Below are 17,068 nucleotides of genomic sequence, written 5' to 3' on the forward strand. Positions count from 1 at the left end.
ACTACAGCCCGACAGTGACCCGACTCACAGCGCAGACCGGTCCGGGCGGCCCCCCGTCGACGGCAGCGTGCCTCCGGCGCCGAGATCGCCGCCGCCTGCTCAGTCCTCGGTGTCGCCGGCCGCCGCGCTCTGGTCCTCGCCCTCGGACAGTGCCGCGTCGAGGCGCGCGCGGGCGCCCTCCAGCCAGTGGCGGCAGACCTTCGCCAGCTCCTCGCCGCGCTCCCACAGCGCCAGCGACTCCTCGAGCGTCGTGCCACCCGCCTCCAGGCGGCGTACGACCTCGATCAGCTCGTCCCGCGCCTGCTCGTAGCCGAGCGTGCTCTCTTCCGTCTTGGCTGCCATGCCGCCCACCCTATTCGCCCCGTTCGTACTCACTCGGACACCCGTACCGCGAACTCGCCCTCGGCGACCCGCGCCCTCAGCTCGTCGCCCGCCGTGACCTCCTCCGGCGAGCGGACCACCGCGCCGTCCGCGCGCTGCAGCACCGCGTACCCCCGCTCCAGCGTCGCCGCGGGGGACAGCGAGAGCACCCGCGCCCGGGTGTGCGCCAGCTCCGAGTCCGCGCGGTCCAGGAGATGCCCCAGCACCCGGCGGCTGCGCGCGACCAGGGCGTCGACCTCGTCCTCGCGCTGGTCCACCATCCGGTGCGGATGCTCCATCGACGGACGGGCCAGCGCATGGGCGAGACCGCGCTCCTCGCGGTCGATCAGCCCCCGCACCGTGCGCAGCGCGCGGTCGCGGAGCTGCCGCACCCGGTCCATCTCCTCGCCCACGTCCGGGACGACCTTCTTCGCCGCGTCCGTCGGCGTGGACGCACGCAGGTCCGCCACCAGGTCCAGCAGCGGCGAGTCCGGCTCGTGCCCGATCGCCGACACCACCGGTGTGCGGCACTCGGACACCGCCCGCACCAGCTGCTCGTCCGAGAACGGCAGCAGATCCTCCACGCTGCCGCCGCCCCGCGCCACGATGATCACGTCCACGTCCCGGAGCTCGTCCAGCTCCTTGACCGCCTGGACGACCTGGGCCACCGCGTGCACACCCTGCACCGCGACATTGCGCACCTCGAAACGGACGGCGGGCCATCTGCGCCGCGCCACCTCCAGTACGTCGCGCTCGGCCGCGGACGCCCGACCGCACACCAGACCCACCCGGTGCGGCAGGAACGGCAGTGCCTTCTTGCGATCGAGGGCGAACAGCCCCTCCGCGCCCAGGGTCCGCTTCAACTGCTCAAGGCGCGCCAGCAGTTCACCGATCCCGACCGGCCTTATCTCCACGGCACGCAGCGACAGCTGCCCCCGCGGCGCGTACCACTCCGGCTTGGCGTACACCACGACGCGCGCACCCTCCGACACCACGTCGGCGACCGCGTCGAAGACCTGCCGGAAGCAGGTGACGCCCACCGAGATGTCGTACGAGGGATCGCGCAGCGTCATGAAGACGACGCCGGCGCCCGGCCGCCGCGACAGCTGGGTGATCTGCCCTTCCACCCAGACCGCGCCGAGCCGGTCGATCCACCCGCCGATGAGCCGTGACACCTCGCCGACCGGCAGAGGAGCTTCCGCGGACGTGTTGAGAGCCATACGGGCGAGCGTATCGGCCGCGTACGACAACGCCGCCGCCCCAGGCCCGGTCTTCCCGCGGAGGGTGATCTCTTGCCTCGTCGACGCGGCCTTACGATGGTGGGCATGACTGCTACGACTCCCGCCCGACGCGTCCTGCTCGCCGCTCCCCGTGGCTACTGCGCGGGCGTGGACCGTGCCGTGATCGCCGTCGAGAAGGCCCTTGAGCAGTACGGGTCGCCGATCTACGTCCGCCACGAGATCGTCCACAACAAGTACGTCGTACAGACCCTGGAGAAGAAGGGCGCGATCTTCGTCGAGGAGACGGCGGAGGTCCCCGAGGGGTCGATCGTCATGTTCTCCGCGCACGGTGTGGCGCCGGTCGTCCACGACGAGGCGGCGCAGCGCGGGCTCGCGACCATCGACGCGACCTGCCCGCTGGTGACCAAGGTCCACAAGGAAGCCGTCCGCTTCGCCAACGAGGACTACGACATCCTGCTGATCGGCCACGACGGCCACGAGGAAGTCATCGGCACCTCCGGCGAGGCGCCCGAGCACATCACGCTCGTGGACGGCCCCGAGGACGTCGCGAACGTCTCCGTACGGGACGAGTCGAAGGTCGTCTGGCTCTCCCAGACCACGCTCTCGGTCGACGAGACGATGGAGACGGTGGACGCCCTCAAGACGAAGTTCCCGCAGCTGATCTCGCCGCCGAGCGACGACATCTGCTACGCCACGCAGAACCGCCAGATCGCCGTCAAGCAGATGGGCGCGGAGGCGGACCTGGTCATCGTGGTCGGCTCCAAGAACTCCTCGAACTCCGTCCGGCTGGTCGAGGTGGCGCTGGGCGCGGGCGCGCGCGCCGCCCATCTGGTGGACTTCGCCGACGAGATCGACGAGGCCTGGCTGGAGGGCGTCTCCACGGTCGGCCTCACCTCCGGTGCCTCGGTGCCCGAGGTGCTGGTCGAGGGAGTCCTGGAGTGGCTGTCGCAGCGCGGCTTCGAGGATGTAGAGATCGTCAAGGCGGCGGAGGAGTCGATCACCTTCTCGCTGCCGAAGGAGCTGCGCAGGGACCTGCGCGCGGAGGCGGCGGAACTGTCGGGCCGGCCGTCCGGGCAGGCGTCCGGGGAGTGACTGTCAGCGGCTGCCCGTAACGTTGTGTCCATGAACGTGTTCGGAGTGGACATCGGCGGATCCGGCATCAAGGGCGCACCTGTGGACCTTGAGCGCGGCAACCTGGCGCAGGAGCGCCACAAAGTTCTGACCCCACACCCGTCGACACCCGACGCGGTGGCGGGCGGCGTCGCCGAGGTGGTGAGCCAATTCGGCTGGTCGGGCCCGGTCGGCATCACTTTCCCCGGCGTCGTCACGAGCGGAGTCACCCGCACCGCGGCCAACGTCGACAAGGGCTGGGTCGACGTCGACGCCGCCAAGCTGCTGGGCGACCGACTCGGCGGCCTTCCGGTGACGATCCTCAATGACGCCGACGCGGCGGGCATCGCGGAGATGACCTTCGGCGCGGGACGCGGCCGCAAGGGCACGGTGATGCTGCTGACGTTCGGTACGGGCATCGGCAGCGCGGTCTTCATCGACGGCCGGCTGGTCCCCAACACCGAGCTGGGCCACCTGGAGCTGCACGGCCACGACGCGGAGAAGCACGCGTCGACGAAGGCCAAGGACGACGAGGGCCTGAGCTGGCACCACTGGGCGCACCGGGTGCAGAAGTATCTGGAGCATGTGGAGATGCTGTTCTCGCCGGAGCTGTTCATCATCGGCGGCGGGGTGAGCCGCAAGGCGGACAAGTTCGTGCCGCTGATCAAGGGGATCAGGGCGGAGATCGTCCCGGCGGAACTGCAGAACAACGCGGGCATCGTGGGCGCGGCGATGGCGGCGGCCGGAGGGTAGCGGCGGAGCCCGGGGCTGCACGGGCCGCCCTCCGCCGGCCAAGGTGTAAATCAGCGGCGGCGGGGCGGGCCCCCGGGGCGGTTGTTGCGCCGGCGGCGGCTCATCATCCGTACCTTCCGTACGCACGTGATGAGGCCGGCGACCAGCGTCCCGCCGTACAGCCATCCGGCGTGCACGGCGAGCGAGGTGATCACCGCCATCGTCTGCCCGCCGATGCCCCCGGTCCCGCCGGAGATCGGCACGACCCCGACCGCGAAGGCGATCGGGACGCTGATCGGCGCGGTGACCAGGTCGGCGTCCCGCACCCACAGCGCGGTCAGCGCGCTGACCGGCAGGAACAGCAGCCCGTACACCACCGCGGCGCCGCCGAACAGCAGCTCGTCCAGGCAGCCGAGCACAAACATCACCGCGGCCCCGAAGAGCCCGCCGCCGATGCCGGTCAGCCGGGGATTGGGCAGTCTGCGCAGGGCGAGCACGACGGGGGGCGCGGTCCGCGCGGGCCGGGCGGCGACCCGGTACACGGCGGGGCCATCGGCCAGCGCGCCCTGCGGGGCGAGGGGGCTCTGGGGGGAAAGAGGGGGCTGCGGTCGCTGTCGGCCCCGAGGGTGACTTGTCCTGTGCTGCTCCACCCGAACAACGTAGGTCGCATCCAGGGAGGAATCAGGCATGAGACACGCCCTTTGGGTGACCTTGGCGTTGAGTTCGACTCCCGGCCACCGTCGCTGCCCGGCCCCACCCGCCCGTAAACTGGGGGATCGGCCCACCTCCGGGTCGGTCGTGTCCGCAAAGTCTCGCCTGGACCGCGACGCCGCACGCACGCTCGCTGCGTTGCCGATACGCCCAAGTAGCTCCGCTACGAGGGCGCACCGGCGCCTTGCGATCGCACGCACCGGACGCCGCGGTCCCCGCCCTTGGGGCGGACGGCGATACTGTGCGGACACTCCCTAGGCCAACAGCCAGTCCTCACTCCAGGAAGTCGCCAACGTGTCGCTCTCGATCGGAATCGTCGGCCTGCCGAATGTCGGCAAGTCGACCCTGTTCAACGCCCTGACCAAGAACGACGTGCTGGCGGCCAACTACCCGTTCGCCACGATCGAGCCGAACGTCGGCGTCGTCGGCGTCCCGGACGCCCGCCTCGCCACGCTGGCCGAGATCTTCGGCTCCCAGCGGATCCTCCCGGCGACGGTGGACTTCGTCGACATCGCAGGCATCGTGCGCGGCGCGAGCGAGGGCGAGGGCCTGGGCAACAAGTTCCTCGCGAACATCCGTGAGTCCGACGCGATCTGCCAGGTCATCCGCGCCTTCAAGGACGAGAACGTCGTCCACGTCGACGGCAAGGTCTCGCCCAAGGACGACATCGAGACGATCAACACCGAGCTGATCCTGGCGGACCTCCAGTCGGTCGAGAAGGCGCTGCCGCGCCTGACGAAGGAGTCCCGCCTCCAGAAGGACAAGGTTGCGGTCCTGGCCGCGGTCGAGGAGGCGCAGAAGATCCTCGAGGCCGGCACCACGCTCTTCGCCGCGGGCATCACCGCCGGCACGGAGAGGGGCCGCCTGCTGCACGAGCTGCACCTGCTGACCACCAAGCCCTTCCTCTACGTCTTCAACGTCGACGAGGACGAGCTGGTCGACGAGGACTTCAAGAACGAGCAGCGCGCACTGGTCGCCCCGGCCGAGGCGATCTTCCTGAACGCCAAGATCGAGTCCGAGCTGATCGAGCTCGATGACGACGAGGCGCTGGAACTGCTCCAGTCGATGGGCCAGGAAGAGCCGGGCCTGGCGACGCTGGGCCGTGTCGGCTTCGACACCCTGGGCCTCCAGACGTATCTGACGGCGGGCCCGAAGGAGACCCGCGCCTGGACGATCAAGAAGGGCGCGACGGCTCCCGAGGCGGCCGGTGTGATCCACACCGACTTCCAGAAGGGCTTCATCAAGGCCGAGGTGATCTCCTTCGCCGACTTGGTGGAGACGGGCTCGGTGGCGGAGGCCCGCGCGAAGGGCAAGGCGCGGATGGAAGGCAAGGACTACGTGATGCAGGACGGCGACGTGGTGGAGTTCCGCTTCAACGTCTGAGCGGATGAAACAACACCACGTTGCTGACGTGGCAAACGTGCAGGTCAGAAGGGGTCTGCTCCTCCGGGAGTGGGCCCCTTGCTGTTTCCCGGGCTGGGATGGTGCTGGGAATTCTGACGAGGTGTCACTTTTTGGGCCTACTTGTCGGAGCGCGAGCTGATCGATCCCGACTCGGCGGACGCCGGTGCGGGTGCCGCGTGAGGCTGCGTTCTGTTGGGATGCGGCGCGAAGGGGGCGGGGCCGTGGCGCCCCGCCCCCTTTGTCATGTCCGTGGGTCCGTGGAGGCCACTGAGGCCCTACGCGGCTCCGCTTTCGAGCAGGCCCTTGAGCGTCTGCTCGTTCTTCGGCACCTCCTTCCGTGCCTGCGGACGCACGACCAGCGGCACCAGCAGCCTGCCCATCCCGTGGGCCTCGAAGTCGAGGTCGAGTGTGAGGCGTGACCGGTCGCCGTCGCCGAGGGGCTCGATCGTGCCGTGGACGTCGCCCCTGACGGGCCCGTCAACACCGTGCATGTGCCAGCTTCGGGGAGGGTCGAACTCGGTCACCTCCATGGTCATCGGGAACGTCCGGCGCCCGAGGCGCCGGGTCACGACCATCCGGGACCCCACGCCCATCGGGGCGTCGCCGAGTGGCTGGACGGATACGGCGCTTTCCTGCCACTCGGTGAGGTGGGAGGGGTCAGTCACGTAGGAGTAGACATCCTCGGGTGGGCGGGCGATGTCTACGCTCTCCTTGATGGTGGACATTTCGCCTCCTGTGTGAGCTTCTGCCCTAAATATCCCACCCCGGTGACCCCCGCACCAGAACGCGAACCCGGGCCCCGCTCAGTCAGTGACAGCCGCCCGGCTCCGTCGCATCGGCCAGTTCCGCCAGCACCTCCGCGTGGCAGCGTTCCGGGACGCACCAGCAGCCCAGGCGGTGGCCGCGCAGGGCGGGGAGCCGGGCCAGCAGGTCGGGGTGCGAGAGCAGATACGCGCGGTACTTCTCGACGACCTCCTCGCGGGTGCCGTCCGGGCCCGGGCGGAAGGGGCTGGCCAGGGGAGAGGCGTCGAGGTGCCAGCCGCCGCGGTGCATCGCGCGGCCCACGTAGACCACGTCCGCGTACTCGGGGTCGTTCCGGTGGCCCTTGAGGTTGACGACTGTCGTCCGGTCCATGGGCTGGATCCTCCGGCCTCAGGCGCCGCCGTGCAACGCGAAGACCGCGCAGGTCGTCGTGCCGTGGGCGTACAGCTTGCCGTCGTCTCTGCCGGTCACCCGTCGCGGTCGTGCGGCCGGTGTGGATGACGGTGCCTTCGCAGCGCAGCGGCTGGGTGTCCGCGTACACCGGGCGGACCAGGTTCACTCCCAGCTGGATGGTGGAGTAGCCGCGCCCCGCCGGGAGGGTTGCCATCACCGCGCTGCCGAGCGCCGAGTCGAGCAGTGTGGCAAGGAAACCGCCGTGAACGGTGCCCATCGGGTTCAGCAGATGATGTCCGGGCTCGCCCTCGAAGACCGCGCGGCCCTCGGTGGCCTCCACGAGCCGGAATCCCGCTGTGCTGCTGAACGGGGCCTGCGGGACCTCGCCGTCCAGGATGAGACGGAGGAGCTCCAGGCCGGAGCGGTTGCCGGCCTCCGCGAGGTTCCTCGGCGGCTCCCAGGTGTGGGTGCGCGAGCGAGTCGCGCTGGTGTCGCCCGTGGCGGGCCTGCTCGTGAGCCGCGTCATGATGACGTCTCCTCAGGGAATCTCGGGGGGTCTCGGGGGGTCTCGGGGGATGGAACGTGTTTGGCGCCGGGGCGGTCTCGCCCCGGCGCCGACGCACGGCGGACAGGCGGATGGTGGCCCTCCGGACCGGGTGTACGGGCTGTTCAGGGAAGCTTGACCGCGAGCAGGTCCACAGGACGGATGTCGGGGGCGGAACTCAGCATCGTCCCCGCCGCCTCCATCAGTGCCGCCGCGATCCGGCCCTGCAAATGACCGTTCCGTCCCTCCTCGTTCTCGAAGGTGTCGAAGACGCCGAAGGTCGTGGCGCTCTCCCGGAAGGCGAACCAGGTGACCGTGTGCTCCTCCTCGCGGGCGAGCTGGAGCGCGTCCCGCAGCAGCGCCTCCACCTTGTCGGCGTACTCGGGCTTGGCCTCGATGCGGGCCAGCAGGCCGATGTTCATCGTGAGTCACTCCGTAGGTCGGCTTCGGTGTCCTCGTCGTCGGGGACACCATCAAACGTAGGTCGGTCACTCCCGCCTTCCCAGTGTCGTAAGCGACGCATCGGATACGGTTTCCGTCATGGATGTATCGGTGCTGGTGTACGACGGCGTCTTCGACTCCGGACTCTCGGCGATCCTCGACGTGCTCGCAGGTGCGAACGCCATGCGCGGCGAGATTCCCCACCCGCCGCCCGCCTGGCAGGTCACGACCATCGGTTTCCGCCGCCGTGTGCGCACCGGCGCGGGGCACATCGTCACCACCCAACCCGCCGTCGAGGCCAAGCGCGCCGACCTCCTCCTGGTGCCGGCGCTCGCCGAGCGGCGGCCGGACGACCTGCTCGCGCATGTCTCCGGCCCCGCGTCGGCGGCGCTACGGGACCTGGTCGCCGAGACCCGTGAGCGCGGCACCCCCCTCGCCTCGGCCTGTACGGGAACCTTCCTGCTGGCCGAGTCGGGCGTGCTCGACGGCCGGAAGGCGACGACGAGCTGGTGGCTGGCGCCGGTCTTCCGTCAGCGCTACCCGGCTGTGACGATCGACGAGACCAGGATGGTGACCACGTCGGACGGGGTGACGACGGCGGGAGCGGCCTTCGGGCACGTCGACCTGGCGCTGGCGATCGTACGGATGAGCAGTCCGGCCCTGGCCGACCTCGTCGCCCGCTACCTTGTCGTCGACAAGCGCCCCTCGCAGTCCGCGTACACCATTCCGAGCGCGCTGGCCCAGAGTGATCCGCTTGTCGCCGCCTTCGAGCGCTGGGCCAGGCAGCATCTGGACGAGCCGGTCAGCGTCGTCGACGCGGCGCGCTCGCTCGGCGTCAGTGAGCGCACTCTTCAGCGGACCGTGCGCCGCGTACTGGGCACCTCTCCCGTGCGATTCGTCCAGGACCTGCGCGTCGAGCAGGCCTCGCACCTGCTGCGGACCACCGACCTCTCCCTGGAGTCCATCGCCGGCAAGGTCGGCTACGAGCACGCGAACACGCTGCGGATCCTGCTGCGCGAGCGCACGGGCAGTACGGCGGGCGCCCTGCGCGGCCGCTGATGCCCGCACCGGGCCTCCTCGGTTGGAATTGACAACCGACCTCTGCCGGAGCAGGCTTGGGGTCAGCAGGGTTTGAATTTCAAACTCGTAGCGCTTGGGGAGGCTGTCGTGGTGCGGGACGCGGTGATCGTCGAGGCGGTTCGTACGCCGGTCGGCAAGGGCAAGGCGGGAGGGGCGCTGCACGACGAGCTCCCCGTGGACCTGCTGGCCCGCAGTCTCGTGGCGCTGATGGAGCGGGCCGGGATCGATCCCGCACTCGTCGACGACGTCATCGGCGGCTGCGTCACACAGGTCGGGGACCAGTCGTTCAACATCACCCGCAATGCCGTGCTGGCCGCCGGGTTCCCCGAGAGCGTGCCGGGCGTGACCGTGGACCGGCAGTGCGGTTCGTCCCAGCAGGCCGCGCACATCGCGGCGCAGGGGGTGATCAGCGGGGCGTACGACATCGCGATCGCGTGCGGCGTGGAGTCGATGTCCCGGGTGCCGATGGCGTCCAACCTGCTCCCCGGCAGCGACCCCTTCGGGCCGAGGCTGAGCGAGAGGTATCCCGGAGGTCTGGTCGGGCAGGGGATCAGCGCGGAACTGATCGCTGCCCGCTGGAAGATCTCCCGGGAGGAACTGGACGCCTTCGCGCTTCAGTCGCACCGCAGGGCCGCGGGCGCGTGGGAGCGCGGGGAGTTCGACCGCGAGGTCGCCTGGACCGGGCAGCGGGACGAGTCCGTACGGCCGGAAACCTCGGCCCAGGTGCTGGGCGGGCTCAAGCCGGCGTACTACGACCCGGCCATGGAGCGGCGGTTCCCCGAGATCGGCTGGCAGATCACCGCGGGCAACAGCTCACCCGTCAACGACGGTGCGGCGGCGCTGCTGATCATGGGCGCGGATGTGGCGGAGCGGCTGGGGCTGCGCCCGCGGGCCCGCTTCCACTCCTTCGCCGTGGTCGGTGACGATCCGCTGCTGATGCTGACGGCGATCATGCCGGCGACCGGGAAGGTGCTTGCCAGGGCCGGGCTGGGGATCGGTGACATCGACGTGTTCGAGGTGAACGAGGCCTTCGCCTCGGTCGTGCTGGCCTGGCAGCGGGAGACCGGTGTGGCGGCGGACAGGCTGAATGTGCGCGGCGGCGCGATCGCGATCGGGCATCCGCTCGGCGGCAGTGGGGCGCGCGTCATGACGACGCTGCTGCACAACCTGGAGGACCGGGGCGGGCGGTACGGACTGCAGACGATGTGCGAGGCCGGAGGAATGGCCAACGCGACCATCATCGAACGGCTTTGACAGGCGCGCTCGTCAGGACTGCCGCGGGTAGCCGATCGAGACGATGTCCTTGCCGGGTTCGGCCGTCGTGAGTTGGGGATTGAGTGCCGCGACCACCTCGGGGGTCAGCGGGCGCAGCGCGTACACATGGCGTACGGCAGCCAGGTCGACCGGCACCCCGTAGTAGTCCTCGGCGAACTCCTGGTAGGCCGAAGGGGTCCCGGCCGTCAGTATCGCGAACAACTCCCCGGCGCCGTCCCCATATTCGTAGTCCTCCGGGAAGTCGATCGTCCCCGTCCGCCAGACGTCGTCGGCGGGCTCGCGCCACAGGCAGGCCGTCGCGACGGGCATTCCGTCCTCGTCGGTGAACGCGGGTTCCTGGACGCAGGCGCGGAAGACCTCCGGGACATCGTCCAGCACTCCGGGCCATGGTCCGTCGGAGGCGTACGGGCTCATCTGGGACTCATGGGCGAAGCCCCGGACGAACGCGCCGGCGGGCGAGAAGACGATGGCGTACTCGTCGCCCGAGCCGTTCCGCATCGAGGCCATCTCCTCGGACGAGGACCATTGCGCGTTGAAGGAGTAGAACCGGTCCTCCCACTCGGGGCTGAGGATCGCGTCCAGCATGGCGATCGAGCGGCACAGGTCACGCAGGACGGGGACGGCGGGCAGCTGTCGGGCGACATCGAGAACACTCACGCCCTCATCCAACCCCATGGCTCCCTAAGCTGATCCGGTCCCCAGGCGGGGGCTTGAGGAGGAGGAGAGGGACATGTCGTACCCCGACCCGAAATACACCGAGGGCAAGGGCGAGATCAGTGCGCAGTTCCGGCCCGTCGCCACCGAACCGGATCTGCGCTCGCGCACCGGGAGCACGACGCACTACCTGGCCACCGCCGCCTCCACGGGCGGGGAGTTCGGGCTCTACCGGATGGACATGGCGCCCCGGGCGGGCGGCCCGAAGACGCACTTCCACAAGTCGATCTCGGAGTCGTTCTTCATCATTGAGGGGACGGTACGGCTCTACAACGGCGAGAGCTGGATCGACGCCACCGCGGGCGACTTCCTCTACGTGCCCCAGGGCGGACTGCACGCCTTCCGCAACGACTCCGACGCGCTCGCCTCGATGCTGCTGCTCTTCACGCCGGGCGCTCCGCGCGAGGAGTACTTCGAGAAGGTCGCCGAGGTCGCGACCGAGTGGTCGCCCGAGCGGCAGGCGGAGTTCTTCATCAAGCACGACACCTACTGGACCGACTGAGGCGCGAGTCCCGTCTTCAGGCCCGCGCCGCAGAGAGGGACGACGGCCGTGCCCTCGCTCCAGGCGCCCGCGGCCGCCCAGCACGCGACGCCCGTGGACTCGACGAACAGTCCGCGGGCGGCGAGGTCCAGCTGCGCAGCCCGGATCTGGTCCTCCGTGACCGTGAGGAACGTGCCGCCGGACGCGCGGACGGCCCGCAGGATCTGCCTCGCCCGCGGCGGGCGGGGGATCGCGATGCCTTCGGCGAGCGTCGGCGCGAGCGGCGCGGGCTCGTCGAGCAGCGTGTCGGCTCCGGCCTGGAAGGCGGCGGCCAGGGGGGAGACGGCCTCGGCCTGGACGGCGATGAGGGCGGGACGCTCGGTGATCAGGCCGTGTGCGTGGAGTTCGCCGATGGCGAGGTCGGCGCCCAGCAGCAGTGTGCCGTTGCCGACGGGGACGACGATCGCGTCCGGGAGCGTGCCGCCGAGGTCCTCCCACAGCTCGTAGACGTACGTCTTCGTGCCGTGCAGGAAGTACGGGTTGTAGACGTGGCTCGCGTAGAAGGTGCCGGGTTCATCCGCTGCCGCGCGGGCCGCCTCCGCCGTGGACTCGCGGTCACCGGGGACGAGTTCGAGGTGCGCGCCGTGCGCCCGGATCTGCTCGACCTTCTTGGCGGAGGTGTCCTCGGGGACGTACACCGTGCAGTCCAGACCGGCGCGTGCGCAGTACGCGGCGATCGCGGTGCCCGCGTTGCCGCTGCTGTCGGCGATGACCCGGCGGGGTGCGAGACGGCGGGCCAGCTCGGCCAGCATCACCGCGCCCCGGTCCTTGAAGGAGAGCGTGGGCATCAGGAAGTCGAGCTTGGCGGAGACCGCGTCGGTGAGTGCGACCAGCGGGGTGCGGCCCTCGCCGAGCGAAACGGCCGGTGCGGCGAGCGGCAGTGCCTCCTCGTAGCGCCACAGTGAATTCACCCTGGTGGGCAGGGACTTGAGGCTGATCGCCGATGAGGTGAAGTCGAGGTCCCAGGGGCTGTGGCAGTTCGGGCAGCGCCAGTTGGCCGTCTCGACGGGGGAGCGGGTGCCGCAGCCGGGGCAGATGTACGAGCTCATGGGTCGCCAGCATGGCAGTTGTGTGGCGCAGTGTTACGCACCGTCCCGGACCCTTGTGTGATTCCTATGGATCGGTCAACCTTTGGCTCGGCAGGCGAGACAAGGGCAGGGGAAATTCAGTCGTCACACCTTGTCATGCACCTGTCGATTTCCCCCACAGTAGCGCACCACCAATGAGGAGGACCCCTCACATGTCTGTGATGCGTAATTCGCGTCGAAGACTCGCCACGGGCGGCGTCATAGCCGCCGCCGCGCTCTCGTTGGGCGTGGCATCAGCCCTCACGGCCACCGCGGCCGAGTCGGCTCCCGTAGGCGTCATCCAGAACGCCGGCGCGCCCGGAGTGATCGCGGGCAGCTACATCGTCACGCTCGACGAATCGGCGCCCGACGCCGGCTCCAAGGCCGGCAAGGCGCTCGCGGCGGAGTACGGCGCGAAGATCAGGAAGACGTACGAAGCGGCGCTGAACGGGTACTCCGTCCAGCTCTCCGAGGCGCAGGCCAAGAAGTTCGCCGCCGACCCGGCCGTCGCCTCCGTCGTGCAGAACCGCGTCTTCAAGGCGACCGGCACACAGCCGAACCCGCCTTCCTGGGGCCTGGACCGGATCGACCAGAAGGCCCTTCCCCTCAACCAGAGCTACACCTACCCGGACACCGCGGGCGAGGGGGTGACCGCGTACATCATCGACACCGGTGTACGGATCACCCACAGCAACTTCGGCGGCCGGGCGTCGTACGGCTATGACGCCATCGACAACGACAACACCGCGCAGGACGGCCACGGCCACGGCACTCATGTGGCCGGGACCGTCGCCGGCTCGACCTACGGCGTGGCCAAGAAGGCCAAGATCGTCGGCGTCCGAGTGCTCGACAACTCCGGCTCGGGCACGACCGAGCAGGTCGTCGCGGGCATCGACTGGGTGACGCAGAACGCCGTCAAGCCGGCCGTCGCCAACATGAGCCTCGGCGGCGGGGTCGACCCCGCGCTCGACACGGCGGTACGCAACTCCATCGCCTCCGGCATCACGTACGCGGTCGCCGCGGGCAACGACGGTGCCAACGCGTCCAACTACTCGCCCGCGCGCGTGGCCGAGGCCATCACGGTCGGCTCCACGACCAGCTCGGACGCGCGCTCCAGCTTCTCCAACTACGGCAGCATCCTGGACATCTTCGCTCCGGGCTCGTCGATCACGTCGGCCTGGAACTCCAGCGACACGGCGACGAACACGATCTCCGGCACGTCGATGGCGACCCCGCACGTCACCGGCGCGGCCGCGCTGTACCTCGCGGCGAACAAGACGGCGACCCCGGCGCAGGTCTCCTCGGCGCTGACCACGGCCGCGACGACCGGAGTTGTGGGCAACCCGGGCACGGGCTCGCCGAACCGCCTGCTGTACGTGGGCGGCGGCTCGACGCAGCCGCCGGGGCCGAAGTTCGAGAACACCGCGGACTACACGATCAGCGACTTCTCCACGGTGGAGTCGCCGGTCACGGTCAGCGGAGTCACCGGCAACGCGCCGGCGAGCCTGAGCGTGCCGGTGGACATCAAGCACACGTACATCGGCGACCTGCGCATCGACCTGATCGCGCCGGACGGTTCGGTCTACAACCTCAAGGCGTACGGTGCGGGCGGCAGCTCGGACAACGTGATCACGACGTACACGGTGAACGCGTCGTCGGAGGTCGCGAACGGTACGTGGAAGCTGCGGGTGAGCGACAACGCGGCGTACGACGTCGGCAAGATCGACGTGTGGGCGCTGCAGTTCTGATCACCGGATAGCCGGGAGGGGCGGCCGCGAGGGCGACCGCCCCTTTCGCGTTGCGGGGGTTGGCGCGGGGGTCCGTGGCCCGGGCCTTGGGGTGCGGGGTGCGGGCCTTGGGGTTCGTTGCGCGGGCGGCCGCGGGGTGCGGGTTCCGGGTCGCCTCCGGGCTCGACTCCTCGGCGTCGGCGGCAAACGGGCCGTTGGATTGGTCACCCGGTGTTGGCCGCCAATCGCCTGTGGGGACGACCCTGCACCGCCCCTCCCCGCCGGACGGGCTGCGGTGTGCGGGGGTTCGCCCGCGAGACCACCCACCGGGGAGCAGCCACCAGCGCCCAGCGGCGGCGCGAAGCCACCGAAGGGGTGCGGGCCCCCGTCTTTCGCTCCGCGGCGAAGCCGCCGGAGCACCAGGGGTGTGGGGGCGTCAGCACCCACGTCGCCCTCCCCTGGGGTCCAGGGCGCCCCGGACCGGGGTCTCGTCTCCGCGGCGGAGCCGCTGGAGCCCGGGGTCTGGGGGCGCAGCCCCCAGTTCGGGAAGGGGCGGGGTGGGGAACAGGCCCCGCGCAGCGGCCCACCCGTGCGCACCCCAACCCCCCGCCCCCCGACCCGCGCCCGTCGCATAAGATCCGCGCCCATTCGCACCACACCGTGAGACCCGGATGAGGAGCCCCACCCGTGGCCATGTACCCCCCGCCCCCCTACGCCCCCGCCAGACCCCCGAATCCCCCCGTGAACGGGCTCGCCATCACATCCCTCGTCGTCGGGATCGTGTGCTGCATACCTCCGCTCGGCCTGATCTTGGGCCTGATCGCCCTCTCCCAGATCAAGCGGAACGGCCACCGCGGCAAGGGCATGGCCATCGCGGGCAGCATCCTCTCCGGGATCAGTACCGCGCTGGTGCTGGCAGGTCTCCTCACCGGGGGGATCAGCGACGCCCTCGACGGTTTCAAGGACGGCGTCAACGAGGCCGCCCGGTCCCGCAGCACGCTCGATCTGCGCAAGGGGGACTGCTTCAACGTCCCCGGCACCGAGCTGGAGCAGGAGACCGCGAGCGTCAGGGTCGTCGACTGCGCCAAGCCGCACGACGGCGAGGTGACCGGCTCGTTCAGGCTGGAGCAGTCCGGGGCCTGGCCCGGGGAGGACGCGGTCGAGCCGATCGCCGAGAAGCGCTGTACCGAGCTGAACGATGCCTACGTGTCGGACCCTTCGGCCGTGCCCGACAACGCGTCGATGTACTACTACATGCCGAGCAAGCAGAGCTGGCGCCTGGGCGACCACACGGTGACCTGCTCCTACGCCGCGGTCGACGGTAAGCTCACCGGCTCGCTGCGGGCCGGGTCCGCGAGCACGCCGTCGGCGCAGTAGTCCGGCGCCTGAGCCGCCGACGGCCGCCCAGGCACCGGACTCGTCCGGACTAGGCCGTGTTTTAGAACTCCCGCCTGGCCCGCGACGCCTGGCACGCACACTCGCTGCGTTGTCGGAGTCATCCAAGTACGTCCAGTACGAGGACGATCCTCCGCCTTGCGATTGCACGCACCAGCCGCCGTGAGCCCCGCCCTGCGGGCGGACGGCGCTAGTTCTAAAACACGGCCTAGCGGCGTGAGAGCCCGCGGTCGACGGCGGTCATCAGCTCGCCGTCCGCGGTGTCTCCGTCCAGCGACCAGAACATCGCCCCGCCCAGGCCCCGTTCACGGATGTACGAGGTCTTGGCGCGCAGCACCTGCGGATCGTCGTACGTCCACAGGGTGGTGCCGTCGAAGAGCCACGCGTGCCCGTTCCGCCGGTCCCGGTGGAGGGTGTACGTGCCCGATTCGGCGAGCTTCTTGAGAGCCTTGTAGTCCTCGTAGCCCGCCGCCCAGGTCGCCGGCGCGGGCGCCGTCGCCGGCTGGCCGAGGCCGTCGCCGCCGCCGGTCACCCCCGTCCAGCCCTGACCGTAGAAGGGCATGCCCATCACCAGCTTGCGGGCGGGCGCGCCCCGGCGCAGCCACTCGCGGACGGTCTGGTCGACGCTGAAGTCGCCGCGTGCGTACAGCGCGGACTGCTGAGCGGTCGTCTTCTCGCCCGAGACATGGAAGTCGTAACCCTGGAGGTTCACGAAGTCCAGGTCGCACATGATCTTGCGTACTTCGAACCCGGCGTCGATCTTGGCGGGCGCGGTCGGCACGAAGGCGGACAGCTCGTAGTGCTTGCGCTTGCCGCGCCGCGAGGTCGCGTACGCGTCGAGCTGGGTACGGAATTCGTGCACGAGGGCCGTGAAGTTCTGCTTGTCCTCCGGCCGGTAGACGGTGTCCGTATCGCCCGCCGAGCCGGGCCACTCCCAGTCGAGGTCGACGCCGTCGAAGAGCCCGGCCGCGGCGCCGGCTCCGCCGCGTGCTCCATCGACGGGCAGATTGCCCTTGATGTAGAGGTCGATGCAGGAGGAGACGAACGCCTTGCGGGAGGCGGGAGTGCGGGCCGCGTCGGAGAAGTGGGTGGACCAGCTCCAGCCGCCCAACGAGATCAGCACTTTGAGGCCGGGATGCTTGGCCTTGAGCTCGCGCAGCTGGTTGAAGTTGCCCGCGAGCGGCTGCTCCGCGCTGTCGGCGACACCGTCCACCGAGTGGGCGGCGTCCAGCGGGCGGGCGTAGTCGGCCCAGGCGTCCGCCTCGCCGGGGACGTTGCCGGTGAAGCATGTGCCGTTGGAACTCACATTGCCGAAGGCGTAGTTGATGTGGGTGAGCTTGGCGGCCTGGCCGCTGGTGTCCATGTCCTTGACCTGGAAGTCCCGGCCATAGACGCCCCATTGGGTGAAGTAGCCGACGCGCTTGTACGGCTCGTGGTGGTTCCCGTGGGCCCAGGCGCTGGGCGCGAGGGCGGCGAGCAGGGAGAGGGAGCAGGCGGCAACGGCCGCCCTGGCAAGGGATCTTCGGCAGTTTCGACGCATGGTCAGGAACGTATTGGTCTGGACCATTGAG

The 17,068-nt window shown here is 70.1% G+C and carries 17 protein-coding genes and 1 pseudogene; 8 read left to right on the forward strand and 10 right to left on the reverse strand.

Features of this window, described 5'->3' with window-relative positions; translation table 11 throughout:
• Positions 1–99 precede the first annotated feature (99 nt).
• Positions 100–342, reverse strand: a complete 243-nt coding sequence (locus OOK40_RS27675; protein ID WP_266487045.1) for an exodeoxyribonuclease VII small subunit — start codon at positions 340–342, stop codon at positions 100–102.
• 29 nt (positions 343–371) lie between these two features.
• Positions 372–1,580, reverse strand: a complete 1,209-nt coding sequence (xseA, locus tag OOK40_RS27680; RefSeq protein WP_266487046.1) for an exodeoxyribonuclease VII large subunit — start codon at positions 1,578–1,580, stop codon at positions 372–374.
• A gap of 105 nt (positions 1,581–1,685) precedes the next feature.
• Here xseA and OOK40_RS27685 point away from each other — a divergent pair, with 105 nt between their 5' ends.
• Together OOK40_RS27685 and ppgK are read left to right on the forward strand one after the other, a co-directional pair.
• Positions 1,686–2,693 carry a 4-hydroxy-3-methylbut-2-enyl diphosphate reductase gene (locus tag OOK40_RS27685; RefSeq protein WP_266487047.1) on the forward strand — a complete coding sequence of 336 codons (1,008 nt, stop codon included), beginning with the start codon at positions 1,686–1,688 and terminating at the stop codon, positions 2,691–2,693.
• Positions 2,694–2,723: 30 nt separating this feature from the next.
• Positions 2,724–3,464, forward strand: coding sequence for a polyphosphate--glucose phosphotransferase (gene ppgK / locus OOK40_RS27690; RefSeq protein ID WP_323136124.1), 741 nt, complete (start codon positions 2,724–2,726; stop codon positions 3,462–3,464).
• A gap of 50 nt (positions 3,465–3,514) precedes the next feature.
• Here ppgK and OOK40_RS27695 read toward each other — a convergent pair whose 3' ends face one another.
• A complete protein-coding gene (locus OOK40_RS27695; RefSeq protein WP_266487049.1) occupies positions 3,515–4,093 on the reverse strand; it encodes a DUF6542 domain-containing protein in 579 nt (192 codons plus the stop codon).
• A gap of 355 nt (positions 4,094–4,448) precedes the next feature.
• On the opposite strand from OOK40_RS27695, the gene ychF reads away from it, so the two are divergent.
• A complete protein-coding gene (ychF, locus tag OOK40_RS27700; protein WP_266487051.1) occupies positions 4,449–5,537 on the forward strand; it encodes a redox-regulated ATPase YchF in 1,089 nt (362 codons plus the stop codon).
• A gap of 296 nt (positions 5,538–5,833) precedes the next feature.
• Here the strand turns inward: ychF and OOK40_RS27705 are convergent, their stop codons facing one another.
• The 4 genes and pseudogenes from OOK40_RS27705 to OOK40_RS27715 form a co-directional block, all read right to left on the reverse strand.
• On the reverse strand, positions 5,834–6,283 hold the full coding sequence (locus tag OOK40_RS27705) for an SRPBCC family protein (protein WP_266487052.1): 450 nt from the start codon (positions 6,281–6,283) through the stop codon (positions 5,834–5,836).
• A gap of 82 nt (positions 6,284–6,365) precedes the next feature.
• Complete coding sequence (locus OOK40_RS27710) at positions 6,366–6,692, reverse strand: DUF4326 domain-containing protein (RefSeq protein ID WP_266487053.1); 327 nt, start codon at positions 6,690–6,692, stop codon at positions 6,366–6,368.
• Between the two features lie 160 nt (positions 6,693–6,852).
• A pseudogene (locus OOK40_RS35500) lies at positions 6,853–7,239 on the reverse strand (PaaI family thioesterase); the annotation flags it as partial.
• Between the two features lie 143 nt (positions 7,240–7,382).
• A complete protein-coding gene (locus tag OOK40_RS27715; RefSeq protein ID WP_266487054.1) occupies positions 7,383–7,679 on the reverse strand; it encodes a putative quinol monooxygenase in 297 nt (98 codons plus the stop codon).
• 118 nt (positions 7,680–7,797) lie between these two features.
• Here OOK40_RS27715 and OOK40_RS27720 point away from each other — a divergent pair, with 118 nt between their 5' ends.
• Positions 7,798–8,757, forward strand: a complete 960-nt coding sequence (locus OOK40_RS27720) for a GlxA family transcriptional regulator (protein WP_266487055.1) — start codon at positions 7,798–7,800, stop codon at positions 8,755–8,757.
• Between the two features lie 111 nt (positions 8,758–8,868).
• Positions 8,869–10,032, forward strand: a complete 1,164-nt coding sequence (locus tag OOK40_RS27725; RefSeq protein WP_266487682.1) for a thiolase family protein — start codon at positions 8,869–8,871, stop codon at positions 10,030–10,032.
• Between the two features lie 12 nt (positions 10,033–10,044).
• On the opposite strand, the gene OOK40_RS27730 is transcribed toward OOK40_RS27725, so the two are convergent.
• Complete coding sequence (locus OOK40_RS27730; protein ID WP_266487057.1) at positions 10,045–10,728, reverse strand: hypothetical protein; 684 nt, start codon at positions 10,726–10,728, stop codon at positions 10,045–10,047.
• Between the two features lie 55 nt (positions 10,729–10,783).
• On the opposite strand from OOK40_RS27730, the gene OOK40_RS27735 reads away from it, so the two are divergent.
• Positions 10,784–11,269, forward strand: a complete 486-nt coding sequence (locus OOK40_RS27735; RefSeq protein ID WP_266487058.1) for a cupin domain-containing protein — start codon at positions 10,784–10,786, stop codon at positions 11,267–11,269.
• On the opposite strand, the gene OOK40_RS27740 is transcribed toward OOK40_RS27735, so the two are convergent.
• Positions 11,254–12,357 (reverse strand): pyridoxal-phosphate dependent enzyme, encoded by a 1,104-nt coding sequence (locus tag OOK40_RS27740; protein WP_266487059.1) that lies wholly within the window; start codon positions 12,355–12,357, stop codon positions 11,254–11,256. The two genes, OOK40_RS27735 and OOK40_RS27740, sit on opposite strands and share 16 nt — an antisense overlap.
• 191 nt (positions 12,358–12,548) lie before the next feature.
• On the opposite strand from OOK40_RS27740, the gene OOK40_RS27745 reads away from it, so the two are divergent.
• Both OOK40_RS27745 and OOK40_RS27750 read left to right on the forward strand, forming a co-directional pair.
• Positions 12,549–14,123: a S8 family peptidase gene (locus OOK40_RS27745; protein WP_266487060.1), complete on the forward strand. Its 1,575-nt coding sequence runs from the start codon at positions 12,549–12,551 to the stop codon at positions 14,121–14,123.
• Positions 14,124–14,843: 720 nt separating this feature from the next.
• Positions 14,844–15,479: a DUF4190 domain-containing protein gene (locus OOK40_RS27750; protein WP_266487061.1), complete on the forward strand. Its 636-nt coding sequence runs from the start codon at positions 14,844–14,846 to the stop codon at positions 15,477–15,479.
• Positions 15,480–15,705: 226 nt separating this feature from the next.
• Here the strand turns inward: OOK40_RS27750 and OOK40_RS27755 are convergent, their stop codons facing one another.
• Positions 15,706–17,037 carry a glycoside hydrolase family 18 protein gene (locus tag OOK40_RS27755; protein WP_266487683.1) on the reverse strand — a complete coding sequence of 444 codons (1,332 nt, stop codon included), beginning with the start codon at positions 17,035–17,037 and terminating at the stop codon, positions 15,706–15,708.
• Positions 17,038–17,068 lie beyond the last annotated feature (31 nt).

The organism is Streptomyces sp. NBC_01481, from assembly GCF_026339995.1.
In the GTDB taxonomy this organism is placed as follows: domain Bacteria; phylum Actinomycetota; class Actinomycetes; order Streptomycetales; family Streptomycetaceae; genus Streptomyces.